Annotated in this window: 19 protein-coding genes and 1 riboswitch; of the genes, 14 read left to right on the top strand and 5 right to left on the bottom strand. The window is 40.4% G+C overall.

The window, feature by feature from the left end:
• Positions 1 to 12: 12 nt before the first annotated feature.
• Positions 13 to 609, bottom strand: coding sequence for a Crp/Fnr family transcriptional regulator (locus H8S90_RS23190; RefSeq protein WP_187340157.1), 597 nt, complete (start codon positions 607 to 609; stop codon positions 13 to 15).
• A gap of 225 nt (positions 610 to 834) precedes the next feature.
• Between H8S90_RS23190 and H8S90_RS23185 the strand changes: the two genes are divergently transcribed.
• The 3 genes from H8S90_RS23185 to H8S90_RS23175 all read left to right on the top strand — a co-directional run bounded on the left by H8S90_RS23185 (position 835) and on the right by H8S90_RS23175 (position 2,908).
• Positions 835 to 1,341: a TlpA disulfide reductase family protein gene (locus H8S90_RS23185; RefSeq protein ID WP_187340156.1), complete on the top strand. Its 507-nt coding sequence runs from the start codon at positions 835 to 837 to the stop codon at positions 1,339 to 1,341.
• 190 nt (positions 1,342 to 1,531) lie between these two features.
• Positions 1,532 to 2,146 (top strand): thioredoxin family protein, encoded by a 615-nt coding sequence (locus tag H8S90_RS23180; protein ID WP_187340155.1) that lies wholly within the window; start codon positions 1,532 to 1,534, stop codon positions 2,144 to 2,146.
• A 59-nt stretch (positions 2,147 to 2,205) separates the two neighbouring features.
• Positions 2,206 to 2,302, bottom strand: a riboswitch (TPP riboswitch).
• Positions 2,303 to 2,350: 48 nt separating this feature from the next.
• On the top strand, positions 2,351 to 2,908 hold the full coding sequence (locus H8S90_RS23175; RefSeq protein WP_187340154.1) for a 2'-5' RNA ligase family protein: 558 nt from the start codon (positions 2,351 to 2,353) through the stop codon (positions 2,906 to 2,908).
• A gap of 24 nt (positions 2,909 to 2,932) precedes the next feature.
• On the opposite strand, the gene H8S90_RS23170 is transcribed toward H8S90_RS23175, so the two are convergent.
• Entirely contained in the window at positions 2,933 to 3,922 is a 990-nt protein-coding gene (locus H8S90_RS23170; protein WP_187340153.1) for a GlxA family transcriptional regulator, read from the bottom strand.
• Positions 3,923 to 4,052: 130 nt separating this feature from the next.
• Here H8S90_RS23170 and H8S90_RS23165 point away from each other — a divergent pair, with 130 nt between their 5' ends.
• Positions 4,053 to 4,466 (top strand): VOC family protein, encoded by a 414-nt coding sequence (locus H8S90_RS23165; protein WP_187340152.1) that lies wholly within the window; start codon positions 4,053 to 4,055, stop codon positions 4,464 to 4,466.
• A 246-nt stretch (positions 4,467 to 4,712) separates the two neighbouring features.
• On the opposite strand, the gene H8S90_RS23160 is transcribed toward H8S90_RS23165, so the two are convergent.
• Positions 4,713 to 5,450, bottom strand: a complete 738-nt coding sequence (locus tag H8S90_RS23160; protein WP_187340151.1) for an alpha/beta fold hydrolase — start codon at positions 5,448 to 5,450, stop codon at positions 4,713 to 4,715.
• Between the two features lie 335 nt (positions 5,451 to 5,785).
• On the opposite strand from H8S90_RS23160, the gene glk reads away from it, so the two are divergent.
• From glk to H8S90_RS23110, 10 genes are all read left to right on the top strand, one after another.
• Complete coding sequence (gene glk, locus H8S90_RS23155; protein ID WP_187340150.1) at positions 5,786 to 6,823, top strand: glucokinase; 1,038 nt, start codon at positions 5,786 to 5,788, stop codon at positions 6,821 to 6,823.
• A 516-nt stretch (positions 6,824 to 7,339) separates the two neighbouring features.
• Positions 7,340 to 10,489 carry a SusC/RagA family TonB-linked outer membrane protein gene (locus H8S90_RS23150; protein WP_222852170.1) on the top strand — a complete coding sequence of 1,050 codons (3,150 nt, stop codon included), beginning with the start codon at positions 7,340 to 7,342 and terminating at the stop codon, positions 10,487 to 10,489.
• Positions 10,490 to 10,655: 166 nt separating this feature from the next.
• On the top strand, positions 10,656 to 12,227 hold the full coding sequence (locus tag H8S90_RS23145) for a SusD/RagB family nutrient-binding outer membrane lipoprotein (RefSeq protein ID WP_187340149.1): 1,572 nt from the start codon (positions 10,656 to 10,658) through the stop codon (positions 12,225 to 12,227).
• Between the two features lie 186 nt (positions 12,228 to 12,413).
• Complete coding sequence (locus tag H8S90_RS23140; RefSeq protein WP_187340148.1) at positions 12,414 to 12,983, top strand: RNA polymerase sigma-70 factor; 570 nt, start codon at positions 12,414 to 12,416, stop codon at positions 12,981 to 12,983.
• Positions 12,984 to 13,054: 71 nt separating this feature from the next.
• Positions 13,055 to 14,242, top strand: a complete 1,188-nt coding sequence (locus H8S90_RS23135) for a FecR family protein (protein ID WP_187340147.1) — start codon at positions 13,055 to 13,057, stop codon at positions 14,240 to 14,242.
• A gap of 221 nt (positions 14,243 to 14,463) precedes the next feature.
• Positions 14,464 to 17,802, top strand: a complete 3,339-nt coding sequence (locus tag H8S90_RS23130) for a TonB-dependent receptor (RefSeq protein ID WP_187340146.1) — start codon at positions 14,464 to 14,466, stop codon at positions 17,800 to 17,802.
• A gap of 11 nt (positions 17,803 to 17,813) precedes the next feature.
• The gene (locus H8S90_RS23125) at positions 17,814 to 19,454 is read left to right on the top strand and encodes a RagB/SusD family nutrient uptake outer membrane protein (RefSeq protein ID WP_187340145.1); all 1,641 of its coding nucleotides are present in this window, start codon (positions 17,814 to 17,816) and stop codon (positions 19,452 to 19,454) included.
• Positions 19,455 to 19,462: 8 nt separating this feature from the next.
• Positions 19,463 to 21,409 (top strand): heparinase II/III family protein, encoded by a 1,947-nt coding sequence (locus tag H8S90_RS23120; RefSeq protein ID WP_187340144.1) that lies wholly within the window; start codon positions 19,463 to 19,465, stop codon positions 21,407 to 21,409.
• 95 nt (positions 21,410 to 21,504) lie between these two features.
• A complete protein-coding gene (locus H8S90_RS23115) occupies positions 21,505 to 22,638 on the top strand; it encodes a glycoside hydrolase family 88 protein (RefSeq protein WP_222852169.1) in 1,134 nt (377 codons plus the stop codon).
• 99 nt (positions 22,639 to 22,737) lie between these two features.
• Positions 22,738 to 24,450 carry a M14 family zinc carboxypeptidase gene (locus tag H8S90_RS23110; protein WP_187340142.1) on the top strand — a complete coding sequence of 571 codons (1,713 nt, stop codon included), beginning with the start codon at positions 22,738 to 22,740 and terminating at the stop codon, positions 24,448 to 24,450.
• A gap of 11 nt (positions 24,451 to 24,461) precedes the next feature.
• Here the strand turns inward: H8S90_RS23110 and H8S90_RS23105 are convergent, their stop codons facing one another.
• On the bottom strand, positions 24,462 to 25,220 hold the full coding sequence (locus H8S90_RS23105; RefSeq protein ID WP_187340141.1) for a GIN domain-containing protein: 759 nt from the start codon (positions 25,218 to 25,220) through the stop codon (positions 24,462 to 24,464).
• Between the two features lie 125 nt (positions 25,221 to 25,345).
• A complete protein-coding gene (locus H8S90_RS23100) occupies positions 25,346 to 26,011 on the bottom strand; it encodes an O-methyltransferase (RefSeq protein ID WP_187340140.1) in 666 nt (221 codons plus the stop codon).
• Positions 26,012 to 26,081: the final 70 nt, after the last annotated feature.

Genomic DNA, 26,081 nt, shown 5'->3' with positions numbered 1-26,081 from the left:
CCTTTAACTATCTTAAGAAGATTTATTTTTTCGACCTGCTCTTTTTCTTATGGAGCTTAAAAATTCGGGAGTGATTCCTAGGTAAGAAGCAATATATTTTTGAGGTATGCGCTCCACAAAAAAAGGATAATGTTTTACAAACCATTCGTAACGTTCAGCTCCAGATAATTGAATGTTATGGAGTATTCTGCGATCCTGCGCAATCGTGCCATTTTGATGAAGAACTAAAAAAAAGTGATTGAATGCAGGAATATGTTTAAGCAATGATGTAAGGTTTTCCTTATTGATCTGAAGGATTATGGCATCTTCTAAAGCAACAATATACCTGCTCGCCGGAATTTCTTTCAAAAAGCTTTCAAAGTCATTGATCCACCAATCTTCTATAGCTAAATGGAGTATGTGTTTATTGCCTTGATCGTCTAAAGCATATGAATAGAGACATCCTTTTACAACATAGTTTTCATAAAATGAAAAATTGCCCTCCTGTAATAAAAACGCTCTTTTGGGAAGCCGTTTCACTTGAAAAGATGCTCGAATCTGTTCTTCTTCCCGTGGAGTTAACGTGATATGTCGGCGTATATGATCTAACAATTGAGCATAGAAATCCATTCTGGTCTGTTTTTATTGTTTGCTATACTAAACGTAATGAATAAAATGTGTTTTTATTAGTAACAAACTAATTAGTGTTTTTGAAAACAATTTAAACGAGTAATGGTATCTAATATATAGATTTTTTATCTTCACGTTTAATTGGATATGGGTATTTTGTAAACGTTATAACAAAGTTTACATATTGCTAAGAATAAATTAAACAATATTTTTTGTTATGTACTGATGAAAGCTTTGGTGAAGTATTTCTTGTTATCCGCGGTGTTTTTTTTTTATCAATTAGGAAAAAGTAATGCGCAAAAGGTTTCGCTCATAACGTTAGATCAATTGGAGCACCGCATTGATTCTGGAAAAGACACTGTATTTATAGTGAATTTCTGGGCTACTTGGTGTACGCCTTGTATAGAAGAAATTCCATATTTCCAGCAACTTTTTAACACGCAACCCGATCCTGTCACTAAATTGATTTTTGTGAGTCTTGATAGTCCAACTAAGATAGATAGTTTGGTTAAACCTTTTATAAAAAAACATCACATTACCAATGAAGTATATGTTTTAAATGAACAAAATCAACAAAAATATATCGAACAGATTGATCCAGACTGGTCTGGTGCAATACCAGCTACCTTGTTCATAACTTCTGGAGGAGAGAAACGATTGTTCTTTGAACAATCGTTTGATTTCCAAGCATTGGAAGACACCTTTTTAAGCTTTAAACGTAAGTTTCGATAATTTTTGTTTAGCTGCGATTTGCAAAATAAAAAATGGAAGCATAATTTACAGGTGGCCCCGCTGCTATTGGAAATTTAAATGATAATGAAAAGAAAGGTGTGATGATTTGCCAGTCGAGAGATGGCTTTATTGGTTATGCAACAGTGGCAATCATCGCCTCATAACGGTATTATAAACAAAATCAATTGAGATGAAAAATTTAGTTATTGGAATGCTGCTACTAAGTTGCTTTAGCTTAAATGCACAAAAAAAAGGTTATGAAATAGGAGATAAGATAGAAAACTTCTCTCTTGAAAATGTATCTGGAGAAAAAGTTTCTTTGGCAGATTATGACGGGGCAAATGGTTTCATCATAGCTTTCACTTGCAATACCTGTCCTGTTGCTCAAGCTTATGAAGGGCGCTTAATTGCTTTGGATAATCAATTTAAAGAACAGGGTTACCCGGTAATTGCGATTAACCCAAATGATCCTGAAGCGCAGGAGGGGGAAGCGCTTGAACATATGAGGCAACGGGCAACGGATCAAGAATTTACTTTTCCGTATTTATATGATCCCGATCATATGGTTACGAAAAAATTTGCTCCCACGAGAACTCCGCATATGTTCGTTGTTCAAAAGGTCGACAACGATATGGTGTTGAAATACATCGGTGCTATAGATGATAGCCAGGATGGGACGCCAACAAATTTATTCGTGGAAAATGCGTTGACGGATTTAATGCAGGGTAAAGACCCGTCAACCCCTACAACAAAAGCCATCGGTTGTGAAATTAAATGGAAGAAGGGTACTACCAGTTCCCTATAAGACTAACAAAAACTCCATTTCTGATTAATATCAGAAATGGAGTTCGCACAAAATATATTGATATTGTGCAGATGCTTCCCTACGCTGGTATTATCCAGTTCAAGTATTAAGGATCTATCTCAGCCCGATAGTAATCAAGCACTCCCAGCACATTTTAATCAAGAACAAGCGTTATTGTAAATTGTTTTAAGTTAGTAAAAAGAGATGCAGTTAAATTTGTTTAACGAACCGCCCAAAGTAGAATGTTTTTTATTGCTTTCTCCACCGGAACACATCAAAACGAGGATCAAACAACAAAAGGTATATCTAGCTAAAAAGATTGGTTTATCTCGGGAAAACCGATATGCACTGGCACACATATCGCTTTTTAAATTGTATACAAATGAAAATGATAGGGCGATCGTCAATACATTAAAATCAGCACTATCTGATCAGGGAAGTTTTGATATCAAGCTTCACGGTATTGAATACCTCATGCATGGCGCTGTGTCTTTTAGCGTTTGCGTGAAAATAGCGAATAGCACACCTATTACGGCACTGTATAAAACATTAACAGAGGTATTCAGGACAAAGAAAGTATACTATTACCCTCACTTAACAATAGCACGGAGCATTACGATCAATAAGTATAGAATGGTTAGTGAAATTTATAAATATGTAGCTATTAAAGAAGATTTTGTATGCAATGTTGTGTCTGTATTGAAAAGATACCTAGATGAAAAAAAGCCGTATAGGAAAATTTATCAAGCCCAATTAAATTAAAAGCGAAGGTCGCGAGAATTTGGCTTAGGCCTTGGCTTCCAAAATGATTTCTCTATTATATTTATTTCTGTATGCTATTGGGGTGAGGCCGGTAACTTTCTTGAAAACCGATCGGAAAGCTTTTGTATCCGTATACCCTACATCATACATGACCTCACTGATGTTTTTTCGCTTTAATTCAAAACTGCGTTTCGCAGATTCTATTTTTGTGCGTTGTATATATTCTATAATGGTGTTGTTGGTGGCATTCTTAAACCGTCTTTCAAAGTTACGTCGGCTAATAGCAAACATGTTGGCCAATTGGTCAACAGTAATTTTTTCATGATAGTTTTCCTCAATAAACTGCTGTGCTTTTTTCACTTCCTCGTCCTGATGATTTTTCTGACCACTAAAGATCGTAAATGCAGCTTGACTATTACGGTCTATATCAATCGCAAAATACTTCGCCGCAAGAATAGCGGTTGCTCTATCAGTGTATTTCTCTACCAAATATAAAAGTAAATTCCAATAGGAATTGGCGCCTCCGCTGGTATATATTCTAGAAGATTCGGATATAATTCCTCCATCGATTAAGTCGACCTCCGGAAACATGTTTTTGAATTCATTTGTATATGCCCAATGTGTAGAACATTGTTTATCCTTTAGCAGGCCAGTAGACGCAAGTAAAAATGCACCTAAACAAAGAGAGGCTACTTCAGCCCCTTGGTGATAATGCTTAATTATCCAGGGAATCAGTTCTTTATTTAGTTCCACAGCGTTGCTCATATTACCGAATAGCGCAGGGATAATTATTAGGTCAGTATGCTGTACTTCTTCAAGCTGTTTATCAGTATATACGGAATACACGCCGTTATGAAGTTTGATCTCTTTTGATAGACCTACAAGTTGCACGTCGAAAAAAGGCAAATTTCCCGACGATTGCGAAAACTGATTGATGGTAGCGAACAAGTAGCGTGGATTGGTTATGGCTTCCATCACTGCGGATTCCGGAACTAATATGGATACTTTTTTCATACAAGATGATTTATAAATGGCAGTAATGTTTTCAAGTCAAACATGGCGCAATTAACCCTACAAAAGTCGCTATCACACCCGTTCGAATTTTGCTTAAAAATACAACTTTGTAATATCAAATGAACGGAAAATGTCATATCTTATTACATATCTTACTTTCAATGGCAATTGTAGGGAAGCTATGCTTTTTTATCAACAATGTCTGGGAGGGAATTTGTCTATTCAGACGATTGCTGATTCTCCTTTAGGGAAAAATTTTCCTATTCCCATACAAAAGTACATTTTGCATGCTTCGTTAAGGAAGGGAGGGCTGGTACTTATGGGAACAGATATGGTGAGTGATGCCGGTTTAGTAAAGGGAAATACGGTTTCCATTTTATTGGAATGCACTTCAGAACGGGAGATGAGAACCTATTACAAGAACCTGTCTATTGGAGGGCTGTCAACAAACCCGCTCGAAGCAACGGAGATGGGCGATTTTTTTGGCGGTTTGACGGATAAATTTGGTAACCATTGGTTACTACAATATACCGGTAACAACTGATTTATAGATTATTGTTAATCGCATATTGTTCTCGCCTCGTTCAATAGCTTGAGTCTTGTTCGACTGAGCGACTCTCGACTGGTTTGAATATATTTGGAGAGCTCTGTAAGTGTAACTTTTTGCAGCAATTCGGGTTGTTTCTCTATTAAGTGTCTGTACTTATCTAGGGGATTCCCATATGATAAGAGGTATCCAATGTTGCGCTTGTTTGGCGAGAAGTTCCCTATGGTAGTAAATAGAAAGCCGTTAAGGTGCTAAAAAACGCGCTACAATTGTATTGAACTGATCGGGTCTTTCCATCATAGGGGCATGACCACATTGATCGATCCACTCCAATGCTGCATGAGGAAGAAGGGAGTGAAAAGTTTCTGCTACCGAAGGGGGAGTAATCCGATCCTGCTTTCCCCATACTAGCAAAGTTTGTGTCTTGATTTTTGGAAGTAAACCTCTGATATTATCACGTTGTGCAGATTTAGCCATTTTTATGATACCAATACACTTGCTATTGTCTTTGGTAATCCTATAGACCTCTTCTATCAATGTTGGGTTGGCAACTGCAGGATCGTAGAATGTATGTTTGATGCGCTCCTCTATATATTGTCTGTTGTTTCGCTTCGGATAACTTCCGCCCATGCTGTTTTCGAATAAGCCAGAGCTGCCTGTTAATATTAAGCAACGTATATTTACAGGGTTTTTATACGCATAGTGTATGGCTAAATGTCCCCCAAGGGAATTCCCGATGATGGCAGGGTTTTGTAAAGCTAAGTGGGCGATGAGTGCTTCCAGGTAATTTAAAAGCTTGAAAATATGATGTTCACCTTGTAGATCCTGTATAGGTAGAATAGGGACAATAATTTTATGGTGACTCTGAAACGTATCGATAAAAGCCGTCCAGTTACTCAGACCGCCAAAAAGTCCGTGTAGCAAAAGTATCGGTGTACCGGCGCCAAATGTGGTATATTTAAAATCAAATTTATTAGTCATGTTTTTTTACTGCGAAGGTAAAAGGTGTACGTATGACGTGCTGTGATTCAAATCACAAAATCTTTATCAAGGCGACATGATGTGCTGCTTATTTAACCAGGTACTCTTTTGTCCTTTGAATATTATGATCGGAGGGAAATCTGTTTTCGAAAACACCTTTATATTTGGGACCCGAAAGAAAACCACATATAAAGATGAAATACAACAACTACAAGAAATATTCCGATAGGTAATTAATATGTTTGATTTTTCTGTTCATGAAATCAATCAAAATATGTCTTTCGCTGTTATTGGTAATAAAGTCTTGAAGAAAATTTTAGCCTAAAATAGACACTATGGATACTGTACCCTTATATTTACCCAACCAGAAGAAAAGTAGAACAGGTATTAAGATATTGGCTGTTGACATTGGTGGAACGAAAACCAGTTTAGGAGTTTATAACCTTGTAAATGGAGCGATGAATTTGATGGATGAAATTACACTTCCTTCGTCTGCACATACTTCATTTGATCATATTTTAACCGACTATTTAAAGAAAAATATAAGCGCTCGTCCTGATGTGTTAGCCATTGGCGTCGCAGGCCCTGTAATGGACGGGAAAGTAAACCTTACGAATCTCTCATGGTCAATCGATGTGGAAGCGATTAGGCGGCAACATGGCATTGAGGAAGTCTATTTGCTAAACGACCTGGAAGCTACTGCTTATGGGTTGGTGGGCATTGCAGATGACGACTTGGCTGTTATTAATACCGGATCCGATCAAAAAGGTAATATGGCTATTTTAGCCCCAGGTACGGGATTGGGTGAGGCTGGTTTATTTTGGGATGGCGAAAACTACCGCCCTTTTGCTACGGAAGGCGGGCATAGTGAATTTTCTCCAAGAACAGAATTAGACTTCGAGCTTTTTCAATATTTACGTGACGAAACACCACTTATAAGTTGGGAGCATCTAGTGTCGGGTAAAGGAATTTATCGTATTTATCGCTTCTTAAGGGAAAGTAAAAGGTACAAAGAGCCTGCCTGGCTTCGGGAGAAACTTGAAAATGAAGATCCCGCGGCGGTGATTAGCCATACTGCTATCCGGGAATTAAACGACACCTGTGTAACGGCTATGCAGCTTTTTGTTACGTATATGGCAAGAGAATCGACAAGTTTAGCCTTAAAGCTCAAAGCTACCGGAGGGCTTTACCTGGGAGGAGGCATACCACCAAGGATATACCCGCTATTGAAAGATGAATTGTTTCGTGAACAGTTTATACAGAGCGACCGTATGGATCCCTTGTTACGGGAGATCCCTATCCGCGTAATCTTAAACAGTAAAGCCGCATTGCTGGGAGCAGCGTATTTTGGGGCCTTTGGTTCAAGGGATTAGAAATACGTTTGCGTTTGTATATACGTTGTATCGTTTTACCGATTAGACCATTTTTGTAGTGGTTTGAGTTGCTACATTTTGTGATACCTGATAGACCTTGATAAACTAAACCGAACAGGAAAACTCCTTGCGCTATGATGAAATTTATAAACACCTTGATATGGTAAACGAACGATGTCTGCTTTGATAAACGAACGGAAAAACTACGTTTTTTCTATTTTTATTTAAAAAAACACTTGTTGGTTTGATATATGAGGAAAAAATACGTTGTTGATGTGTTTTATTTATATTATTTTGATCAATTTATTGTTTTTTTGATATTTTTTATCGTTTTTAGTTGAAAAATTTGTTATTTGTGCTTGTAAAAATATTCCTTTAACATCTAACCTGTCAGATATTTGTTAAAACAGTCGTACCTTTTTGCTTGTTTAGGAATGATTTTTCTGTATTTCTTTAAATAATTGCCTTTACCGTTTGCGTTTCAGCCTAAGGTGTGCCATTAATTTAATTTAGTATATGAAAACAGATCAAATTTTTTTCCGGGAACAACGAATGGTCTTTTATAAAGACAAATTCAAATGTTTTGTAGTCTTACTCCTTTTTTTAGTGCCAATTTTTGCAAAAGGTCAATCTGTTGCTGTAAAAGGTACTGTGAAAGATGAAAAGGGGCTACCAGTTGTTGGTGCTAGCGTAGTTGTCCAAGGTAAAACAGGTGGAACAAAGTCTGATCAGGACGGTACCTATACATTAGAGGTTGCTGCTGGTGATGTAATGGTGGCTTCGGCCATTGGTTATACCAAACAGGAACTTGTGGTAGAGGCTGACAAGTCTGTATATGATTTTACGCTCAGCGAAGAAGCTGAAAGTCTAGAAGAAGTCGTGGTCACCGCTTTGGGAATCACCAGACAATCCAAAAGCTTGGTTTACGCCACACAAACGATTAAACCGTCAGAATTGACCGGTGTTCGCGATGCAAATAATGTGATCAATTCCCTACAAGGTAAGGTGGCCAATGCGGTGATTACGCAAGGTTCTGGCGGCCCCGGGAGTGGTGCTCGTATCGTGCTCCGTGGTAACCGTTCGATTCAAGGAACTAACAATGCATTAATCGTAGTTGATGGCGTTCCCGTAGCAAATCCTACCTATGCTACTCCAGGGAATACTTTTGGTGGAATTCAGGGGCCTGATGGGGCATCAAACGTTAACCCTGACGACATCGAGAGTACGACTGTTTTACGGGGAGCCTCTGCTGCGGCCCTTTACGGAAGCCAGGCAGGTAACGGTGTGTTAGTGATTACCACCAAAAAAGGAAAAGTAGATCAATACCGGGTGGATATCAATTCGGGTGCCGTCTTTGAAAACGCTTTTGCACTTCCTCATGTGCAAAATCGGTATGGACAGGGTTTAGGAGGTTCACTGGATGGTAATATTGGCGATAGCTGGGGGGAAGAGATGTCCGGTCAATCGTATACAAATTATTTAGGTGAGACCGCTACCTATAATGCTCAGGAATCTAATATCCAGGATTTTTTCCGGACGGGTACCAGCTTAAATAACTATGTGGGTATTTCGGGTGGAAATGAAAAAATGCAAAGCTATTTCTCGTATACCAATAATAGTGTACAGGGTATCGTGCCCCAGAATAAACTAGGACGGCATGTGATTAATTTGCGTATCAATAATCAGCTAACAGATCGCTTGTCGAGCGATGCGAAGGTTACCTATATCAAACAGGGTATAGATAACCTACCGCGAACGGGAGAGGAAAACTCGCCCATTATGAATATTTACCAGATTCCCAGAAATATTTCGATCGCAAACGCCCGGCATTATCAGGCAGAAAGTGTAAGTGGACTGATGATGCCATCGCCCTGGCCCTCAACCTTGAGCTCCATCTATCAAAATCCCTATTGGATGGTCCATAATACTTCCATTAATGCCGATCGTGATCGTATCATGGGTTTTATTTCGTTGAAATATCAATTGACCGACTGGTTAAATGTAACCGGTAGAGCTAACTTGGATAGGATTGTCGATAATCTACAACAATCATATGCCGAAGGAACCTTGCTCTATACCAATTCCGGGGCGGGAGGAGACTTCATTAATAATGATATTTATACTACACAGCAATGGTATGATCTTATTTTTTCAGGAGACAATCAAATCAACGAAAATTGGAGAGTGAACTATAACGTAGGGGCCATTTACAGGGATATATCCAATGTGCAACGAAATGTACAGGCCAACGGTTTAAGAGTGCCAAATATGTTCAGTATTGCTTATGCGGCTTCACCTAATACCACTAATATTGTTGGTGGGAATCAAACACAGTCGGTATTCGGACAGGCAACGGTTTCCTATAAGGATGCCATATTCTTGGATGGCAGTTATCGTAATGATTGGGATTCCAGGTTGCCGTCGCCCTATTCCTATGGTTATTACTCTGCGGGTGCGTCGGTCGTTTTATCTGATTTGCTTGCGCTCCCTTCCTATCTATCTTTCTTGAAAGCAAGTCTTAATTACGCCGAAGTAGGTAACGGTGGACAAGAACAGATTCGGTTGGCAACCTTTAACTTCTTTCAAAGTGCGGGAAATGGACAAATTGGAAGAAACCCGTTGTACCCGATAGCTGATCTAAAACCAGAAATTGTAAAAAACATAGAAGCCAGTATCGAAACACGGTTTTTTGAAGATCGCATTGGTTTTTCAGCTACTTATTACAAGAGCAACTCAACCAATCAATTGCTCTCCCTTAGTGTGCCCGCGGCTACTGGCTATACCACCCGATATATCAATGCCGGTAATATACAGAACCATGGTTTTGAATTTGTAATAGATGGCACTCCGGTTAGAAATGATAATTTTAGCTGGGATGTTGGCTTCAATCTAGCGATGAACCGAAATAAGGTGGTAGAACTTTCTGACGATATTTCTTTTTTCTATATCAATAGCGATGCTCGCGTTGCTTCTGTAGCTTTAGAAGAAGGTGGTCGATATGGTGATTTATATGCTTTGAAATGGGCAACGGATGCGGAAGGAAGATATTTGGTAAATGCTAATGGTTTGCCTATCAGTACGGCAGAGCCCGATGTGATTGGTAACTTTAATCCCGATGCTAATATGGGATTGAGCAATACCTTCAACTATAAGAATTTTTCACTGAGAGCATTGGTAGATGGCAGAATCGGTGGTACGGTAGTGTCTGGCACAGAGATGAATCTTGCTTTCAGCGGTATTCCGGAAGTTACTGATCAGTTCCGCGAAGGCGGACTTCACCTTGGTGGTGTAGATAATAACGGCAATGCGGTAGATGCTACTGTAAACGCCCAGGATTTCTGGCAAACGGTTTCCGGTAAACGGTACGGAAGTGGCGAATTTTTTGCATATGATGCTACCAGCTTTAGGTTGAGGGAACTCGCTATCGGTTATGAAATACCGCTTAAGGAAACTTCTTTCTTTAATAATATGCGGGTATCATTGGTGGGCCGGAACTTATTCTGGATTTATAGAGGCAGCTCTAAATTGGATATTCCAGGTATCGGTAAGCGAAAAATGTGGTTTGATCCTGATATGAGCTTAGCGAATAGTAATTATCAAGGAGTAGAATATGGTACGCTTCCTTCTACCAGAAGCTGGGGAGTAAATGTACAGCTAAGTTTTTAATAGCGTTTGGTCTATCACACAACAACAAAAAGATTATTATGAAACCATCATGATTTTCAAAATCATACAGTGAAATGAATAACTGAGCTTGCCAGCTCTTGAACACCAAATAGATAAGTAGCTGTGAAAAATCATGATAGCTTCATCACCTTTAAAAAAATATGAGATGAAAAATATTAAATATTATATCGTAAATATAAGTTTTACCTGTTTCTTGGCTGTACTGTTGACCTCTTGCACAAGAGATTTTGAAGAAATCAATACCAATCCCGATGCCATCATAGATGTTGGTGCAACAGAACTACCTTTCCTTTTCAGCCGTGCAGAGACACAGGCCTTGTTTGGTACCTCTTATCAAACCGCTCAAAATCTAAGTGCCGATCAATATGCACAATATTTTGCCTGTGTAGCGACTTCTTTCCCTTCAGATCGGTATGTCATGCGTCCCGATTGGTTCAATGCAGCATGGAATGCCTTGTACGCGAATACTATGCCGCAGTTATTAACCATTTTTGAAAATACTGAACCGACTTCATCAGAATATGCGTTGGCGAATATCGTATGGGTCTTCGCTTTTCATCGCATTACAGATTATTGGGGGCCTATTCCTTATTTCAGTGCCGGAACAGTCGATAATAGCGTTCCTTATGATCCGCAGGAACTTATTTATGACGATTTTTTTAAACGTTTGGATTCGGCTGTCACGGTTTTACAAGACCGAACAAGCGAAACACCCTATGGAAGCTACGACATCATTTATGGTGGTGATGTGAATAAATGGATAAAATTTGGTAACACCCTTCGCTTACGTTTGGCCTTACGTATTTCGAATGTGGATCCTGAAAGAGCTAGACTGGAAGCAGAGGCTGCAGTTGCTGGTGGGGTATTTACAACAAGTCCAAGCGATGATGCACTATTGGAGAAAAGCCTGAATGGAAATGATATCAATGGACTGTCGCAAATGAGTGATTGGAATGAGTTTAGAATGAGTGCTACCATGGAGTCTATTTTAAAGGGCTATAACGACCCACGGATAGCTGAATATTTTATGCCGGTTGCAAGTAGCGGAAGTTATGAAGGTTTACGAAATGGTTTGACGGCTAATCAGCTTACTAATAGTGCGAATACACCTAACGCAAACTCTCGCGTAGGTGCCAAGTGGTCATCTCCTGCGGCTAACGGCATCGCGAGTTTTCTAACAACACCACAAAATGTGATGTGCACGGCAGAGGCTTATTTTTTAAGAGCGGAAGGTGCTGTTTTGGGTTGGAATATGGGCGGTTCCTCGCAAGAGTTATACGGAGAGGGAATTCGGAACTCCATGATTCAGTGGGAAATTACCGATGAAGAACTTATTGATGACTACATTGCTAGCACTGATCTTCCGGTAGCACCTGAAGATTTTCTAAGTTCACCTCCCATTACGGATGTGCCTGTGCGGTTTGATCCTTCGAACACAAGCGTTCAATTGGAACAGATCGCAATACAGAAATGGCTGGCTGTTTTCCCCGATGGATGCGAAGCTTGGGCCGATAATCGAAGAAGTAGAGCCTTCAGGTTCTATCCGGTAGCCAATTCGGATAACCCTGATGTGACGGACCCGAGTACGCAGTATATTAGAAGGCTTACCTTCTTATTGCAAGAGCAGCAGGTTAACGCACCAGGTGTAGAAACAGGAGTACAACATTTGGGTGGGCCTGATCGGATTATAACACCTCTTTGGTGGGATACCCACTAAAAAAATCCATTCATTTTTTGCATATGAAAAGGCGGTATCCATAACAGGCGATACCGCCTTTTCCCGTTTTCTACAACTAATTGTTGATATTTCAATTTCTTGATATATCAATATAACCCGTTGTTGATATAATCAATTTTACTTAAGTTTGCTTCTGCCAAAGTAAAACTTGCCCGCTGATTTGTTATGATTTCCTACGACTCATGTAATGACCTGCAGTTATTAAAACTTATTCAGATAGGTGATCACCAAGCCTTTAATGAAGTTTACAATCGTCATTGGGAAATGTTATATCAATTCACTTATCGCATGGTGCAGGATAGGGGATTGAGTATGGATATCTTACAGGAAGTTTTTGTCTGGCTCTGGGAACATCGACAGAAATTAAGGGTGAATGTGTTTAAAACGTACCTGAGCGTAGCCGTTCGCTATAAGGTCGCAAATTATATCCGTCATAACAAAGTGAAGGTCCTTGCGTTTAAAGATATCACTTATAAAACAACCAATTATACTTCTTTTACAGACATGCTCGATCTGAAAGAATTACAGTACATCATTCAACAATTTACCGATAGCCTGCCAAATCGCTGCGGCGAAATCTTTCACTTGAGTAGGAATGAGTTTCTGACAAATCAGGAAATTGCCAAAAAACTGGATATCTCAGAGAAAACAGTAGAAAATCAGATCACGATTGCATTAAAGAAACTTCGGGTCCATCTGGCTAATAATAACCATTTACTGTTCTTCTTCCTTTAAATTTTAAAAAAACTCGCTACGTTTTGGGGGATAGTCTGCCCTGAAGTGCCTTCTTTTTATAGAGCATTGCTATGGATAGTAAGGAATTGAAGTTTTTAGCGGGTAAAGTAGCTGATGGAACAGCCACTGAGAAAGAACTTATCGCATATAATGCATATCTCGATCAGTTGGAAAAACAGGGAACAGATGATCCACTGAATGCCATTGAAAAAGAACGTTTAAAGGAGAACCTAAAAAACCGGATAGACGCTCATATAAATAATATCGACATTGAAAAAACTCCATTGCCCATCATCAAGGGAAACAATCCGGTAGCGCGCAAACTGGTAGCCGCAGTGATACTTATCGTACTGTCTTTATCTACTTATTATTGGTACATAGAGCGAACTCAAGAAAAAGAGGCAGTGGTTAATCAAGCACTACTTGTGGATATAAAACCGGGAGGAAACAAGGCGATGCTAACATTGGCAGACGGTTCTCAAATCGTTTTAGATGATACCGACGATGGCACTGTTGCTGAGCAAGGTGCAACCAGAGTCATTAAGACAGCAGATGGCAAGTTACTGTATGAAAAATCAACAGAAAAACAGGGAGAAGGACAAGCTAGTGGTTTAAACATCGTTGAAACTCCCCGAGGAGGACAATATCAAATGGTATTGCCAGATGGTTCAAAAGTATGGTTGAATGCAGCCTCCTCTATTACTTTCCCAACAGATTTTTCTACGACGGCTAACCGTACGGTTTCGATCAGAGGAGAGGTTTATTTTGAAGTCGCCACAGATAAAAAAAGACCCTTTATTGTTAATACCGCAACACAGTTTGTTGAGGTGCTCGGAACCCATTTCAACGTAGCGGCATATTCCGATAATCATACGCATACAACGTTGCTGAAAGGGGCTGTAAGGGTCAACACCACCGGTACCATAGGAGGTCAACACCAACAAGAGGTGGTTTTACGTCCAGGAGAACAATCAACGGTTATGAATGAAAGGATAGCTGTGCGCTCAGTAGATTTAGATGAGGTGCTAGCTTGGAAGGATGGTTACTTTAAATTTAAGGGTAATCTGGAAGATATTATGTCTCAGATAGCACGCTGGTATGATGTAACGATCGATTACGATAAAAAAACTACCAAGCCTTTAGCTTTCGGAGGTAAGATATCCCGTAACCGATCCATTGAAGATGTACTGAAAATGATCGAAGAAACTGGTCAGGTACGTTTCAAAATAGTGGGAAGGAGGGTTATGGTACAGGATTAATTGATACTTGATGTGTAATATATACAAACGGTGCTTCGATGTTCAGTGCCGGCAACACACAGACCAAATTAGTGAATTATGATAACTAAAACCTGAGTAAAGCCTTTTCTTGGCTATTAATGTATTCCTAGATGAAGAAGACAATTTTATCAAAAACAACTCGATGGCTCAGACACCACAGGCCATGGATGGCATTAACATTCACATGTAAATCCTTGCTTATGAAAACCAATCTTATCATCGTTTTTATGATGTGCGGTATAATGCAAACCTTTGCTTATAGGGCAAATGCCCAAAAAATCACCTTACAAAAAACAAAAGCTCAGTTTTCAGAAGTGATAGACCAAATAAGCCAACAAAGCGATTATGATTTTATTTATGACCTAGATTTAATCGAGCGTGCAAAACCTATTGATATTCAAGTGAATAGTGTGACACTACAGCAGGCCTTAGCTATATGTTTTGAAAACCAGCCTTTTACCTATGTGATAAAGAACAAAACCGTGATAGTAAAGGAAAAATTGGAAGAAGCATCGCCAATCAAAAAGAAACAGGTACAAATGGAAGTAAGCGGTATAGTAAATGATGAAAAAGGACTTCCACTTCCGGGAGTAAGCGTGATGCAAAAAGGTACATCGAACGGTACGACGACAGATGATAAAGGAGCCTTTAATCTTCAAGTTGGAGATGTACAAGCAGTGTTAGTGTTTCGGTTTATAGGTTATAGGTCATTTGAACAACAGGTGTCGGAAGATTTGATGCAAATAGTACTCGATGAAGATCAAGCAGCGCTGGACGAAGTAGTTGTTGTTGGTTACGGTACACAGAAAAAAGTAAACCTTACCGGAGCCGTGTCTTCCATTGATTTTTCAGATGTTGCCGAAACAAGACCTATTACCAGCCTTTCCGCGGGGCTTGCCGGCTTAAGTTCTGGTATGCAGGTGCAGCAATCAACGGGGCAACCTGGGAGTGACGGGGCTACTTTACGTATTAGAGGCCAGGGAACATTAAACAACTCCGATCCTCTGGTCTTGGTAGACGGGGTGCCCAGTAATATGAATGATGTAAACCCACAGGATGTAGCCAATGTCTCCATTCTGAAAGATGCTGCTTCTGCCGCCATTTATGGGTCGCGGGCAGCTAATGGTGTAATATTGGTTACCACAAAACGCGGTGCTGCCGGCACCTCCAATTTGACGTATAATGTACGGATGTCGCAGCAAGAGCCTTCTAATTTAATTGATATGGTGAGCGATTACCCACGGCATATGGAACTGATCAATGAAGGCTTTAATAACCTTACACCAAACTCAGGTCCCTTTCAGCAATCGGTGATCGACGAATGGCGAGCAAATTCAACTACCGATCCCATACGTTATCCCAATACCAATTGGTTTGATTGGATCTTACGGAAAAAATGGGCACAGGAGCATAATCTTTCGGCTACCGGCGGAAATGATAAAACAACCTATCTATTATCGGCCAACTACTTGGATAATCCCGGTATTGTCGAAAATGCCGGTTTTAAACGTTATGGTGCTCGGGTGAATGTTGAATCTAAGATCAACGACTGGCTAACCGTTGGTAGTAACACCTTTGGGTTATGGTCAAATGCTGGATTGGCAAATATTAATGACTTGTTTAGTTTTACGGCCGGTTCAGTCCCTGGTATTTTACCGAGAGATCCTCAGGGAAGATACGGCTCAGCAATGGCTCCCGGCGAAAATTTACAGGCAAACAATTACCTGCATAATATAAACACCACAATCGGTGATCTGGAACGACAAAAGGTCTTTTCACGTTTATACGCGAATATTAATCTTTACAAAGGATTAACCTTAGAGTCGGGCTTTTCCATTGATTTTGATAACCAATCTCAACGGAGCCATACCGTATATATTCCTCGCTGGAATTTCCAGACAGAACAGATTACCAATCCGGATCCCGGAAGAAATAATGTGTACAATACGCACCAACGTGACTTTCAATATGTGATGAACCATGTGTTGAAATATCATACGCAGATTGGTCTACACGGACTGGATATGTTGGCGGGGTATCAGGAAGAATATTATCGGAGAAATAATTTCAACGCACGTAGGTATGACCTGATAGATGAGTCTACTCCAGTTCTTGACGCAACTATATCTGCAGATCCTGTTGTGGGAGGAAATGCAACCGACTGGGCTTTAAGGTCTTTCTTTGGACGTTTCAATTATAATTACGATGATCGTTACCTTTTTGAAGCAAATATCCGAAACGATGGCTCGTCCCGATTTGCAAAGGCCCGTAGATGGGGTGTGTTCCCCTCTTTCTCTGCGGGCTGGCGGATTTCACAGGAAGCGTTCATGAGCGGTGTACATTTGATCGACGACCTAAAACTGAGGGCATCCTGGGGCAGCTTAGGGAATAATAGCATTGGCGATTACGATTACATGAATGCCTATGGGGCAGCTAATTATTCCTTTGGTGGAACCATTGTACGTGGCGCAGCACCTCTGGCCATAACCAATGCATTACTTACCTGGGAAAAGACGGATGTGACGAATGTCGGACTGGACTTGGCGCTGCTCAACAGTCGCCTAAACTTCGAATTTGAATGGTTTAACCGTAATACTAAAGATATCTTAATTGATCTACCCATCCCTTTGGTGAATGGTATTCCAACAAATAATCAAGGTGTGCTGCAATCGCCTAATCAAAATGCAGCTATTGTTAGGAACCGGGGAGTCGAGTTTTCTCTGGGCTGGAACGATAAAGTAGGGGAGGTGCATTATGGAATAAGTGCCAATTACACTTATGTGAAAAATAAGGTGATGCGCTTTAAAGGAGAAGAATTTAGTTTAGCCAACCAAAATATACTATTGGAAGGACATCCGATCTGGGCATTTTACGTTAGGTCGGTAGACCGTATTGTGCAAGAAGGGGATATGGACTATATCGATCAATTGGTGGCTGATGGCTATACATTTCAACCAAGTGTGCCTCAGCCAGGTGATTTTCTATATGTAGACGCTAATGACGATAGACACTTTAATGAAGATGACCGTACGATTTTGAATGCTGGCCATAATCCTACTTCGCTATTTGGGCTTAGTGTAGATGCAAGTTATAAAGGCGTCAGTTTACAGGTCTTATTACAGGGGCAGGCAGGCAATAAGGCGTATTGGAGAGACGGTTACATGACTACAGGTGTGAGAAATGGTTACCTTATAAATGAAGCTGTTGCCAATGATTATTGGACGCCACAGAACCCCAACGCGAAATATCCGCGGCTAACCAATTATATATATAATCAGAATATTGAGCCGGCATCTGATTTTTGGTTGCAAGATGCGTCTTTTTTACGGGTCAAAAATATCCAACTGGGCTATGCTCTGCCTGTAGATTGGACAACGAAGATAAATGTCAAGCGCCTCTTCTTATACTTGAATGCGGAAAATCTTTTCACATTTACAAACTATGAGGGTATTGATCCGGAAATAACGAGGTTGGGTGCAACGCAAACGCTTTACCCAACCATGAAACAAATCAGTTTTGGCCTTAATGTAACCTTTTAGATATGATTACCATGAAGAAATGTAAATATATGATCTTATTTGCGGCGCTTATTATTGTAGGATGTAAAAGTTCCCTATTGGAAACACAACCCTATGATCGTATTGGAGAAGAGCAGATGTGGCAAACAGAAGCGCAGGCGATCATGGGGATTAATGCCATATATAATAATTTGAGGGATGAAAACGTGTACCGGGAATATTATATGTTGGATTGTCTGTCTCCCTATGCTTATGGATACGATCGGTTAGAGCAGGAAATGGCAGGTACAGCTACTACTTTTAGTGCTACCTATACGAATAAATGGCGTGAACTTTATAAAGGAATACAACGCGCAAATGATGCGCTGTTTCATATTCCGGCAATGGAGACTGTCGACCCCACGTTAAAAGATAGGCTAATAGGTGAAGCATATTTTCTCCGCGCCCTGCATTATTTCAATCTTCTCGATTTTTATGGCAGTGTACCTATTTATGAAGAGCCGATCGCTTATGATGAAGCGTTTAATCCTCGTAACACGGTAGAAGAGGTTCGAGCATTCATTCGAGCAGATCTTGATGCAGCGGAAACACTGTTACCGGCAACTTATAGTGCTTCTGAGTTTGGGCGGGCAACAAAAGGTGCCGCTATTGCTTTGAGAGGAAAACTAGCTTTATACGCCGGAGATTGGCAATCGGCGGAAGAAGACTTCAAAACCGTTATGGGAATGGATTACAGCCTCCATCCTGTTTATAGTGAATTGTTCCGGTCGGAAACTGAGAGAAATAGCGAAGTCATTTTTTCTATACAGAATGTAGCGGTGCAGGGCCTTGGAGAGAATCTAAGTTTCCGCCTGGGAACCAGAGCTACTAGAGGTTCTTGTTGGACAAATGGAGTGCCTTCACCGATATTGGTTGATAGCTATGAAATGGAGGATGGTTCACCTTTTGTATGGGATAACGTTATTTCTGGATATTCGAATATGAGCTTGGAAGAACGGGATGCTTTGTTCAGAGATCCTGATGTCATCAAAACGGTATATGAAGGTCGGGATCCACGATTGCAGCAAACCATCATCACGCCCTATGCTGATTATCTAGGAGCCAATAATGTCACTTATACATTGGCTTGGCCTTTTGTAAACGATATACAGCCGTATTTTCATATTCGGCATAATTGGAATGCGAATGCATTGTACCTTTGGCGTAAATTTGTCAGTATAGGCGATGAAAGTTTAATGCGTGAAGACGGTCCTATCGATTTCCCGGTGATTCGCTTGGCTGATGTCTTACTGATGTATGCCGAAGCAAGAAATGAATCACTGGGTGGCCCAGATAATGAGGTGTTTAATGCGATTAATCAAGTGCGACAACGTGCGGGTATGCCTGAATTGCAGAATAGTGATGGCAGTAATCCTACTTATGTGGCCAATAAAGAAGAAATGCGTGAACGGATCCGTAAGGAACGGGCAGTAGAACTGGCTACAGAGGGTGTAAGCTATAGTGATGTACGTCGGTGGAAAATCGCACAGGAGGTTTGTAACGGACCTATTTTGGAGTTTACTACTCGGGTACTGAAAGAAAGGGTATTTACTGCCCGGGATTACCTATGGCCTATACCTCAGGCAGAGGTCGATCAGAATGATCAGTTAGAACAAAATCCAGGATGGCAATGATGAAAACAATGAAATATATATTGGCGACGTGCTTACTATTTCAAATAGCAATAGCAGCCGAAAAGCGTGATTTACTGATAAAAACCTTTCCATTGGAAGCTGTGGCAAGTCATTTGGCTAATGCGCAGGAATGGGTCGATTTTCCGGCGTATAACAATCGGGAGTTTTGGGATAGTCAGCCTGTTGAGATCAAGACAGACTTAATTAAACGCGGCGAGAAAGCGCTATCTTTCGATTGGGCAGTAATTAAAGCGACTGATTATCTCGAGTTGGGAAGATCGGGAAGTAGAGATCGGATGCAACAACCTGATAACGCCCGGAAAAATGCGTTGAAAGCATTGTTAATGGCCGAGCTCGTAGACGGAAAAGGTCGCTTTTTAGATCAAATAATTAACGGTGTGTGGGCAATCTGTGAGCAGAGTAACTGGGTGCTTTCAGCACATTTAGGATTACAAAAAAAAGATATAGAGCTGCCTGATGTCAATAATATGGTCATCGATCTAGGTTCGGGAGAAACTGGCGCATTATTGTCTTGGATTCACTATTTTATGAAAGACCGCTTGGATGAAGTTAGCCCTTTGATTGCACAGCGCATTGCGCATGAGGTACGAAGGAATATTCTGGATCCTTATTATAACCGTAGCGACTTGTGGTGGATGGGTTTGGGAGGTGAGAAATCCAATAACGCCAGAGGTTTGGTCAACAACTGGAATCCATGGATTAATTACAATGTGCTGCAGTGTATCTTGTTGATGGAAACCGATCCTGATAAGCGGGTACAATATACCTGCAAAACTATGCAATCCGTCGACCAGTTCATCAACTCCTATAATGATGACGGGGCCTGTGATGAAGGCCCCTCGTACTGGTCGCATGCCGGGGGTAAGTTTTTCGAGTACCTGGAATTGTTGGCACAGGCCACACAAGGCAAAGTGGCCATCTACAACCATCCGCTGGTGAAAAATATCGGAACCTACATTTATCAGGTATACATTGACGATCCTTACTTCGTAAATTTTGCAGATGCTAGCGCTAAAGGGGGAGTTAATGCAGGACTCGTTTATCGTTATGGTGAAGCTATCGGCGATGCAACGATGAAAGGCTTTGGTAGCTTCTATGCACAAAAGAAAGGCTTAGATAAAACGTTGGCAAATGCCAGTGTAGCAGCCATGATCAACGATCTTTTATGGATGCCCAGGATAATGCAGGATAAACCAATTGAACCATTAGTAGGATATTATTGGTTTCCACAAACACAAGTGGCCGGAGCCAGGGAACACCCAAACGCCAAAAGCGGATTTTATTTTGCTGCGAAAGGAGGGCATAACGATGAGTTTCATAATCATAATGACGTAGGAACTTTTATCTTATATTACAATGGATTACCCTGTTTAGTAGATGCCGGAGTAGGAACGTATACCAAGCAAACGTTTAGCAGTGAACGTTATAAGATCTGGACGATGCAATCGGGTAATCATAATCTACCTCTCGTTAACGGTTTTGAGCAACCGCATGGCTTAACTTATCGGGCTAAGCATACATCTTTTAAAGTAAGGCCTAATCCACAATTCTCGGTAGATATTGCGGACGCCTACCCAAAAGAAGCGGCTGTTAAGTACTGGCAGAGGACTTACGAATTGAATAAAAAACGAGGGTTTGTTATCCAAGATCAGTTTGAACTGGAGGAATTTAATGCAGCAAATGCTATTCATTTTTTAAGCCCCTGTAATATCAAGCTGGTCAAAACCGGGTTGCTGGAATTAGAACTAGGAGAAGAAACAGTATATATGCAGTACGATGCCGAGCTATTTACCGATCCGAAGATCGAGAAGATTTCAATAGATGATCCCAGGTTACTGGCCAGCTGGCCTGAAGGACTTTATAAAATAGCTTTTACAGCGAAAACTACTGACAAGAAAGGCAGATATGTTTTTACCGTGAAGAAAACAGAATAACTCATTATACAGCAAAACTCAAAATGAAATTTATCTTTTATAGTTTCTCTTTTTTAATTTTTATATCTTGCCAAACCAGCCAGCAAAAACAGCAGATGCGATATACATCGGCTAACTTAACATTTGCTTACAGGCAGACCCAACATATGTTGGATAGCCTAACCCACTTGCAAAAAGACCGGTTGCCAAAGTCCGTGGATGAACAGGGAAACATGACGCAATCGGATATTTACGATTGGACCAGTGGTTTCTTCCCTGGAACCTTATGGTATATTTATGAATTCAGTGAAGATACGGCAATGAAAAATCAAGCTATTCATTGGACACGCTTGTTGGAGCCTGTTAAGGATTTTTATGGGCACCATGATGTTGGCTTTATGATCAACTGCAGTTACGGTAATGCTTATCGCATTACACAAGACACTGTATATAAGCAGGTGATGGTGAAAGCGGCTAGGTCGCTGACTAAAAGATATGATGAAAAGGTAGGCGCTATCTTATCTTGGAATGTGGATGATGGTAGCTGGCAAAGTGAGCGTGGATGGAAGTATCCGGTAATTATTGATAATATGATGAATCTGGAGCTATTGTTCAATGCCTTTAATTTTACTGGCGATTCTACCTTTTATAAAATTGCCGTAGCACATGCCGATAAGACGCTAGCTAATCATTTCCGGTCGGATTACAGCTCCTACCACGTTGTCGATTATGATCCCGAAACAGGAGTGGTGAGCCACCAACATACAGCACAGGGTTTTGCGCACGAGTCGGCTTGGTCACGTGGACAGGCATGGGGCTTATATGGCTTTGCTTTTTGTTATCGAGAAACGGGTTTTGATCGTTATTTGGAGCAAGCAGAACATATAGCCGACTATATATTGAATCATCCCCGTTTACCTGAAGATAAAATTCCTTATTGGGATTTTGATGCGCCAGACATTCCCAGTACCTACCGGGATGCTTCTGCCGCTGCTATAATTGCTTCCGGTTTGCTTGATTTAGCAGAAGTGATGGATGGGGAAAAGGCACAACACTATCGAATAGTTGCCCGGGAAATTATACATAACTTATCTGCTCCCCCTTATAGGGCTGCTTTGGGTACTAATCAAGGCTATATCTTGAAACATAGCGTAGGTAGTATTCCGCATGGTAATGAGATTGATGTCCCCCTTATATATGCAGATTATTATTATGTAGAATCCTTGATGAAGTTAAGGCGTTTGCAATAACAGATGCCAAGAGAGAATTCCGATAAGATGCCATTATCGGAATTCTTTCTTTTGGTGTGCAGTATAATAGTTATTTTAGCAATCTTTAATCTGCTATATATGCGAAAGTGTGTCGTCATAATCGGTCTTTTTCTTTTAAACGCTTGTTTTGTTTTTGCACAGCGTATCGCTTTTGAACGTGATCCTGACCGCAACACCACAGCGACTTATGAGGAAGTGCAGCAATTCTATGGAGAGATAGATCAGAAATATAAACAAGCGAAGTTGTTCTCTTTCGGAAAAACAGACATAGGGAAACCACTGCAATTGTTGGTGTTGTCAAAAGACGGAGACTTTGATCCCTTATCTATCAGAAAAAAGGGAAAAAGTGTGATACTGTTCAATAATGGCATACATCCAGGTGAACCAGAGGGAATAGATGCATCGATGTTATTGATTAGAGATTTGTTGGAAGAAGATCAAGTTCCAGAGGGGGTAGTGCTTTGTTTTATTCCAGTGTACAATATTGATGGAATGTTAAACAGAGGGGTGTCACGTGTAAACCAAAATGGCCCGGAACAGTACGGATTTAGGGGAAACCGCCAGAACTTCGACTTAAACCGTGATTTTATAAAAACGGATTCTCGTAACTCCAAAGCTTTTCAGCAATTATTTAATACCTGGGACCCAGATGTGCTCATGGACAACCATTCGAGTAATGGAGCGGATTATCAATACACCATGACCTTGATTGATACCCAAAGGGATAAATTGAATCCGATTTTGGCAGATTATATGGTGGATAATTATACCAAAGAACTATATCGCCGGATGGAAGAGGAAAATTATCATTTGGTACCATATGTTGATTTTAAAGGAGAAACGCCTGAGTCGGGCATCGTAGCATATCTCGAAAACCCACGCTATTCTACAGGTTACGCCGCTTTGCATAATACTATCGCGTATATGCCGGAAACACACATGTGGAAGCCGTACAAAGAGCGCGTTTCTTCTACTTATTCGCTTATGAAACACTTGATAGCTATTACTGTTGAGCAAGGTGAAAAATTGTTGGAAGTGAGGGACGCAGCAAAGCAATCGGTAAGAGAGCAAGATCTTTTTCCTTTAGTTTGGGAGCTTGATACCGCTAAGTTTAGCAAGATTGACTTTTTAGGTTACGAGGCATTATATAAACCAAGTGAAGTAAGTGGTATGAAACGTATGTATTATGATCGTAAACAACCTTACAGCCGGGAAGTTAAGTTATATGATCGCTATAGGCCAAGTGTAAAAGTTAAAAAACCAAAGGCTTATATCATACCACAGGCCTATGAAAAAATTATAAACCTTTTGAGTATCAATGGAGTAAAGTTAGATACCTTAATGAAAGATACCATTATCGATCTCGAGATGTATTATATCAAAGATTTTAAGACGGTTGCTAGTCCCTATGAGGGGCATTACCTACACAGTGATGTGCAAGTATCAGCGAAGCACCAGGAAGTTCCTTTCTATGCAGGAGATGTGATCGTGTATACCGATCAAAAGGCGAACCGATATATTATAGAGACCTTAGAACCGCAAGGAGTAGATTCTTATTTTAATTGGAATTTTTTTGATGCTATTCTGGGACAAAAAGAATATTTTTCTTCGTATATTTTTGAAGATGAAGCAGCAAGATTATTAAAAGAAGACCCCGCATTAGCAAAGGAAAAAGAGATTAACCCGTCTTTAAAAGACGACCCAAGGGCACAACTCGATTGGGTCTATAAACGCTCACCGTATTATGAAAAAACACATATGCGTTATCCAATAGGACGATTGGTGGATTGAGCAAGAGCGTCTCAATCCATCTTTTTTACATTAATCTCGCCTACAGTGATCAATCGTTTAATTTCAGGATCTCCTGTGTAATTGATAAAGGCATCACCAAATGCCCAAACACTTATTTTATCGCTGGTATTCAGGGTGAAGGTATTGCTTCCGTAGGAGGTAATTTTAGCGTAGGCATTCGATAGGTGTTTTACATCAACTTTACTGTCTCCATAAGACTTAAAAATTTGTGACGCCGCATTTCCTTTGTTGATGGTAATCTGGTTGTCGCCATAAAGAAATGCTTTTAATTCATCTGTTTGGATGCTGTCTATGAATAATGCAGCTTCTCCATATAGGTTAAAGGAGAGTTTCTCCGCAGTTAAAGTACTTATACAGGTAATCTTTTCTTCCCCTCTGATAGATAGGCTTTTTAGGGTTTTATAACTGATGTGCGCACTCACCTGTGTGCCTTTATAGATCGGAACGGACTGTGAATGTCCGTTAACGGTGCGTTTCACCTGTTTGGTTGTTGTTTTTGCATCGTCTAGATAAATGAGTAGGTTTTTACCTTTTACTTCAATATTGATTTTTTCAAGTGGCACCTCATGATTGTTGATGATGGCCTCCTCTTTATCGCCTTCTTCTAAATACAGGCTTATGTGCGGACTCACGGTTATTTTTTCAAAAGAGCTAACCGATATGGCTTGTTTTTCCTGTGCGTTTCCGGCCGAAATAAACACAAGAAAACAGCTAATTGTAATCAGCAATTGAAGTTTCTGTTTCATCATTATTTTTTATTAACGTTTTACAATACGTTTGCCATTACCGTAAACTGACCATTACAGCGAGTAGTGGTGTCTTGGCTGTCTTTTAACCGTTCGAAAACGGACAGTCAATGTCCGCTTATGCACGGCTATTCTACAAGAGCCAGAACCATCCCGTCATGCTCTTTTGCGCCAACCGTTTGTATAATAGTTGAAAATACTTTCGGATGATTGCGTAAGGATTCGTTCAGCTTATGAACACCAATTACTTTGTCATCTGTACTGTCGGGATCAAGTACCTGTCCTTCTCTAATCACGTTATCTGCAATAATTAAGGTCCCGGGTCTGGCCAGTTTGATTGCCCAATCGAAATATTCAAGGTAGGGGGGCTTATCGGCATCTATAAATATGAGGTCAAAAGGACCTTCCTTATTGTTTTCGATCTGTGGCAGAATGTCTAAAGCTTTACCAATGCGTATATCTACAAGATCTTGGAGTTTTGCTTTATTGATGTTCTCTTGTGCTACCCGAGCATGCTTTTCGCTAAATTCAATTGTAATGAGTTTTCCTCCTAGAGGCAGCGCACGTGCCAACCATATCGTGCTATAGCCCGCTAACGTTCCTAACTCAAGTATTTTTGTCGCCTTAGTTAACTTCGCTAATACCTGCAGTAGTTTGCCCTGACTGGCAGAAACGCTTATCTGAGGGATACCATGCTTTTCAATAGAAGTATTTACTGCTTTTAATATTTCATCTTCGGGTGCGACGCGCTCACTAATATAGTGATCTACAAGCGCAAATAACTTATTGTCCATGTTTACTTATGTCATTTTTAAAAAAACTAATATAGGAAAATAGCGTGATAAATTGCCGACAATAGCATCG

Source organism: Olivibacter sp. SDN3 (assembly GCF_014334135.1).
Taxonomy (GTDB): domain Bacteria; phylum Bacteroidota; class Bacteroidia; order Sphingobacteriales; family Sphingobacteriaceae; genus Olivibacter.
Note: the sequence above shows the minus strand (reverse complement) of the source record. Positions and strands in the feature narration are given on the sequence as shown.

What these genes read in the sequence shown, in the direction of transcription:
- H8S90_RS23165 (WP_187340152.1), top strand. Translation starts at nt 4,053, where the DNA reads ATGTCATATCTTATTACATATCTTACTTTCAATGGCAATTGTAGGGAA.
- H8S90_RS23150 (WP_222852170.1), top strand. Translation starts at nt 7,340, where the DNA reads ATGAAAACAGATCAAATTTTTTTCCGGGAACAACGAATGGTCTTTTAT.
- H8S90_RS23185 (WP_187340156.1), top strand. Translation starts at nt 835, where the DNA reads ATGAAAGCTTTGGTGAAGTATTTCTTGTTATCCGCGGTGTTTTTTTTT.
- H8S90_RS23170 (WP_187340153.1), bottom strand. Translation starts at nt 3,922, where the DNA reads ATGAAAAAAGTATCCATATTAGTTCCGGAATCCGCAGTGATGGAAGCC.
- H8S90_RS23175 (WP_187340154.1), top strand. Translation starts at nt 2,351, where the DNA reads ATGCAGTTAAATTTGTTTAACGAACCGCCCAAAGTAGAATGTTTTTTA.
- H8S90_RS23190 (WP_187340157.1), bottom strand. Translation starts at nt 609, where the DNA reads ATGGATTTCTATGCTCAATTGTTAGATCATATACGCCGACATATCACG.
- H8S90_RS23180 (WP_187340155.1), top strand. Translation starts at nt 1,532, where the DNA reads ATGAAAAATTTAGTTATTGGAATGCTGCTACTAAGTTGCTTTAGCTTA.
- H8S90_RS23130 (WP_187340146.1), top strand. Translation starts at nt 14,464, where the DNA reads ATGAAAACCAATCTTATCATCGTTTTTATGATGTGCGGTATAATGCAA.
- H8S90_RS23100 (WP_187340140.1), bottom strand. Translation starts at nt 26,011, where the DNA reads ATGGACAATAAGTTATTTGCGCTTGTAGATCACTATATTAGTGAGCGC.
- H8S90_RS23140 (WP_187340148.1), top strand. Translation starts at nt 12,414, where the DNA reads ATGATTTCCTACGACTCATGTAATGACCTGCAGTTATTAAAACTTATT.
- H8S90_RS23125 (WP_187340145.1), top strand. Translation starts at nt 17,814, where the DNA reads ATGAAGAAATGTAAATATATGATCTTATTTGCGGCGCTTATTATTGTA.
- H8S90_RS23105 (WP_187340141.1), bottom strand. Translation starts at nt 25,220, where the DNA reads ATGATGAAACAGAAACTTCAATTGCTGATTACAATTAGCTGTTTTCTT.
- H8S90_RS23115 (WP_222852169.1), top strand. Translation starts at nt 21,505, where the DNA reads ATGCGATATACATCGGCTAACTTAACATTTGCTTACAGGCAGACCCAA.
- H8S90_RS23145 (WP_187340149.1), top strand. Translation starts at nt 10,656, where the DNA reads ATGAAAAATATTAAATATTATATCGTAAATATAAGTTTTACCTGTTTC.
- H8S90_RS23160 (WP_187340151.1), bottom strand. Translation starts at nt 5,450, where the DNA reads ATGACTAATAAATTTGATTTTAAATATACCACATTTGGCGCCGGTACA.
- H8S90_RS23120 (WP_187340144.1), top strand. Translation starts at nt 19,463, where the DNA reads ATGAAATATATATTGGCGACGTGCTTACTATTTCAAATAGCAATAGCA.
- H8S90_RS23135 (WP_187340147.1), top strand. Translation starts at nt 13,055, where the DNA reads ATGGATAGTAAGGAATTGAAGTTTTTAGCGGGTAAAGTAGCTGATGGA.
- H8S90_RS23110 (WP_187340142.1), top strand. Translation starts at nt 22,738, where the DNA reads ATGCGAAAGTGTGTCGTCATAATCGGTCTTTTTCTTTTAAACGCTTGT.
- glk (WP_187340150.1), top strand. Translation starts at nt 5,786, where the DNA reads ATGGATACTGTACCCTTATATTTACCCAACCAGAAGAAAAGTAGAACA.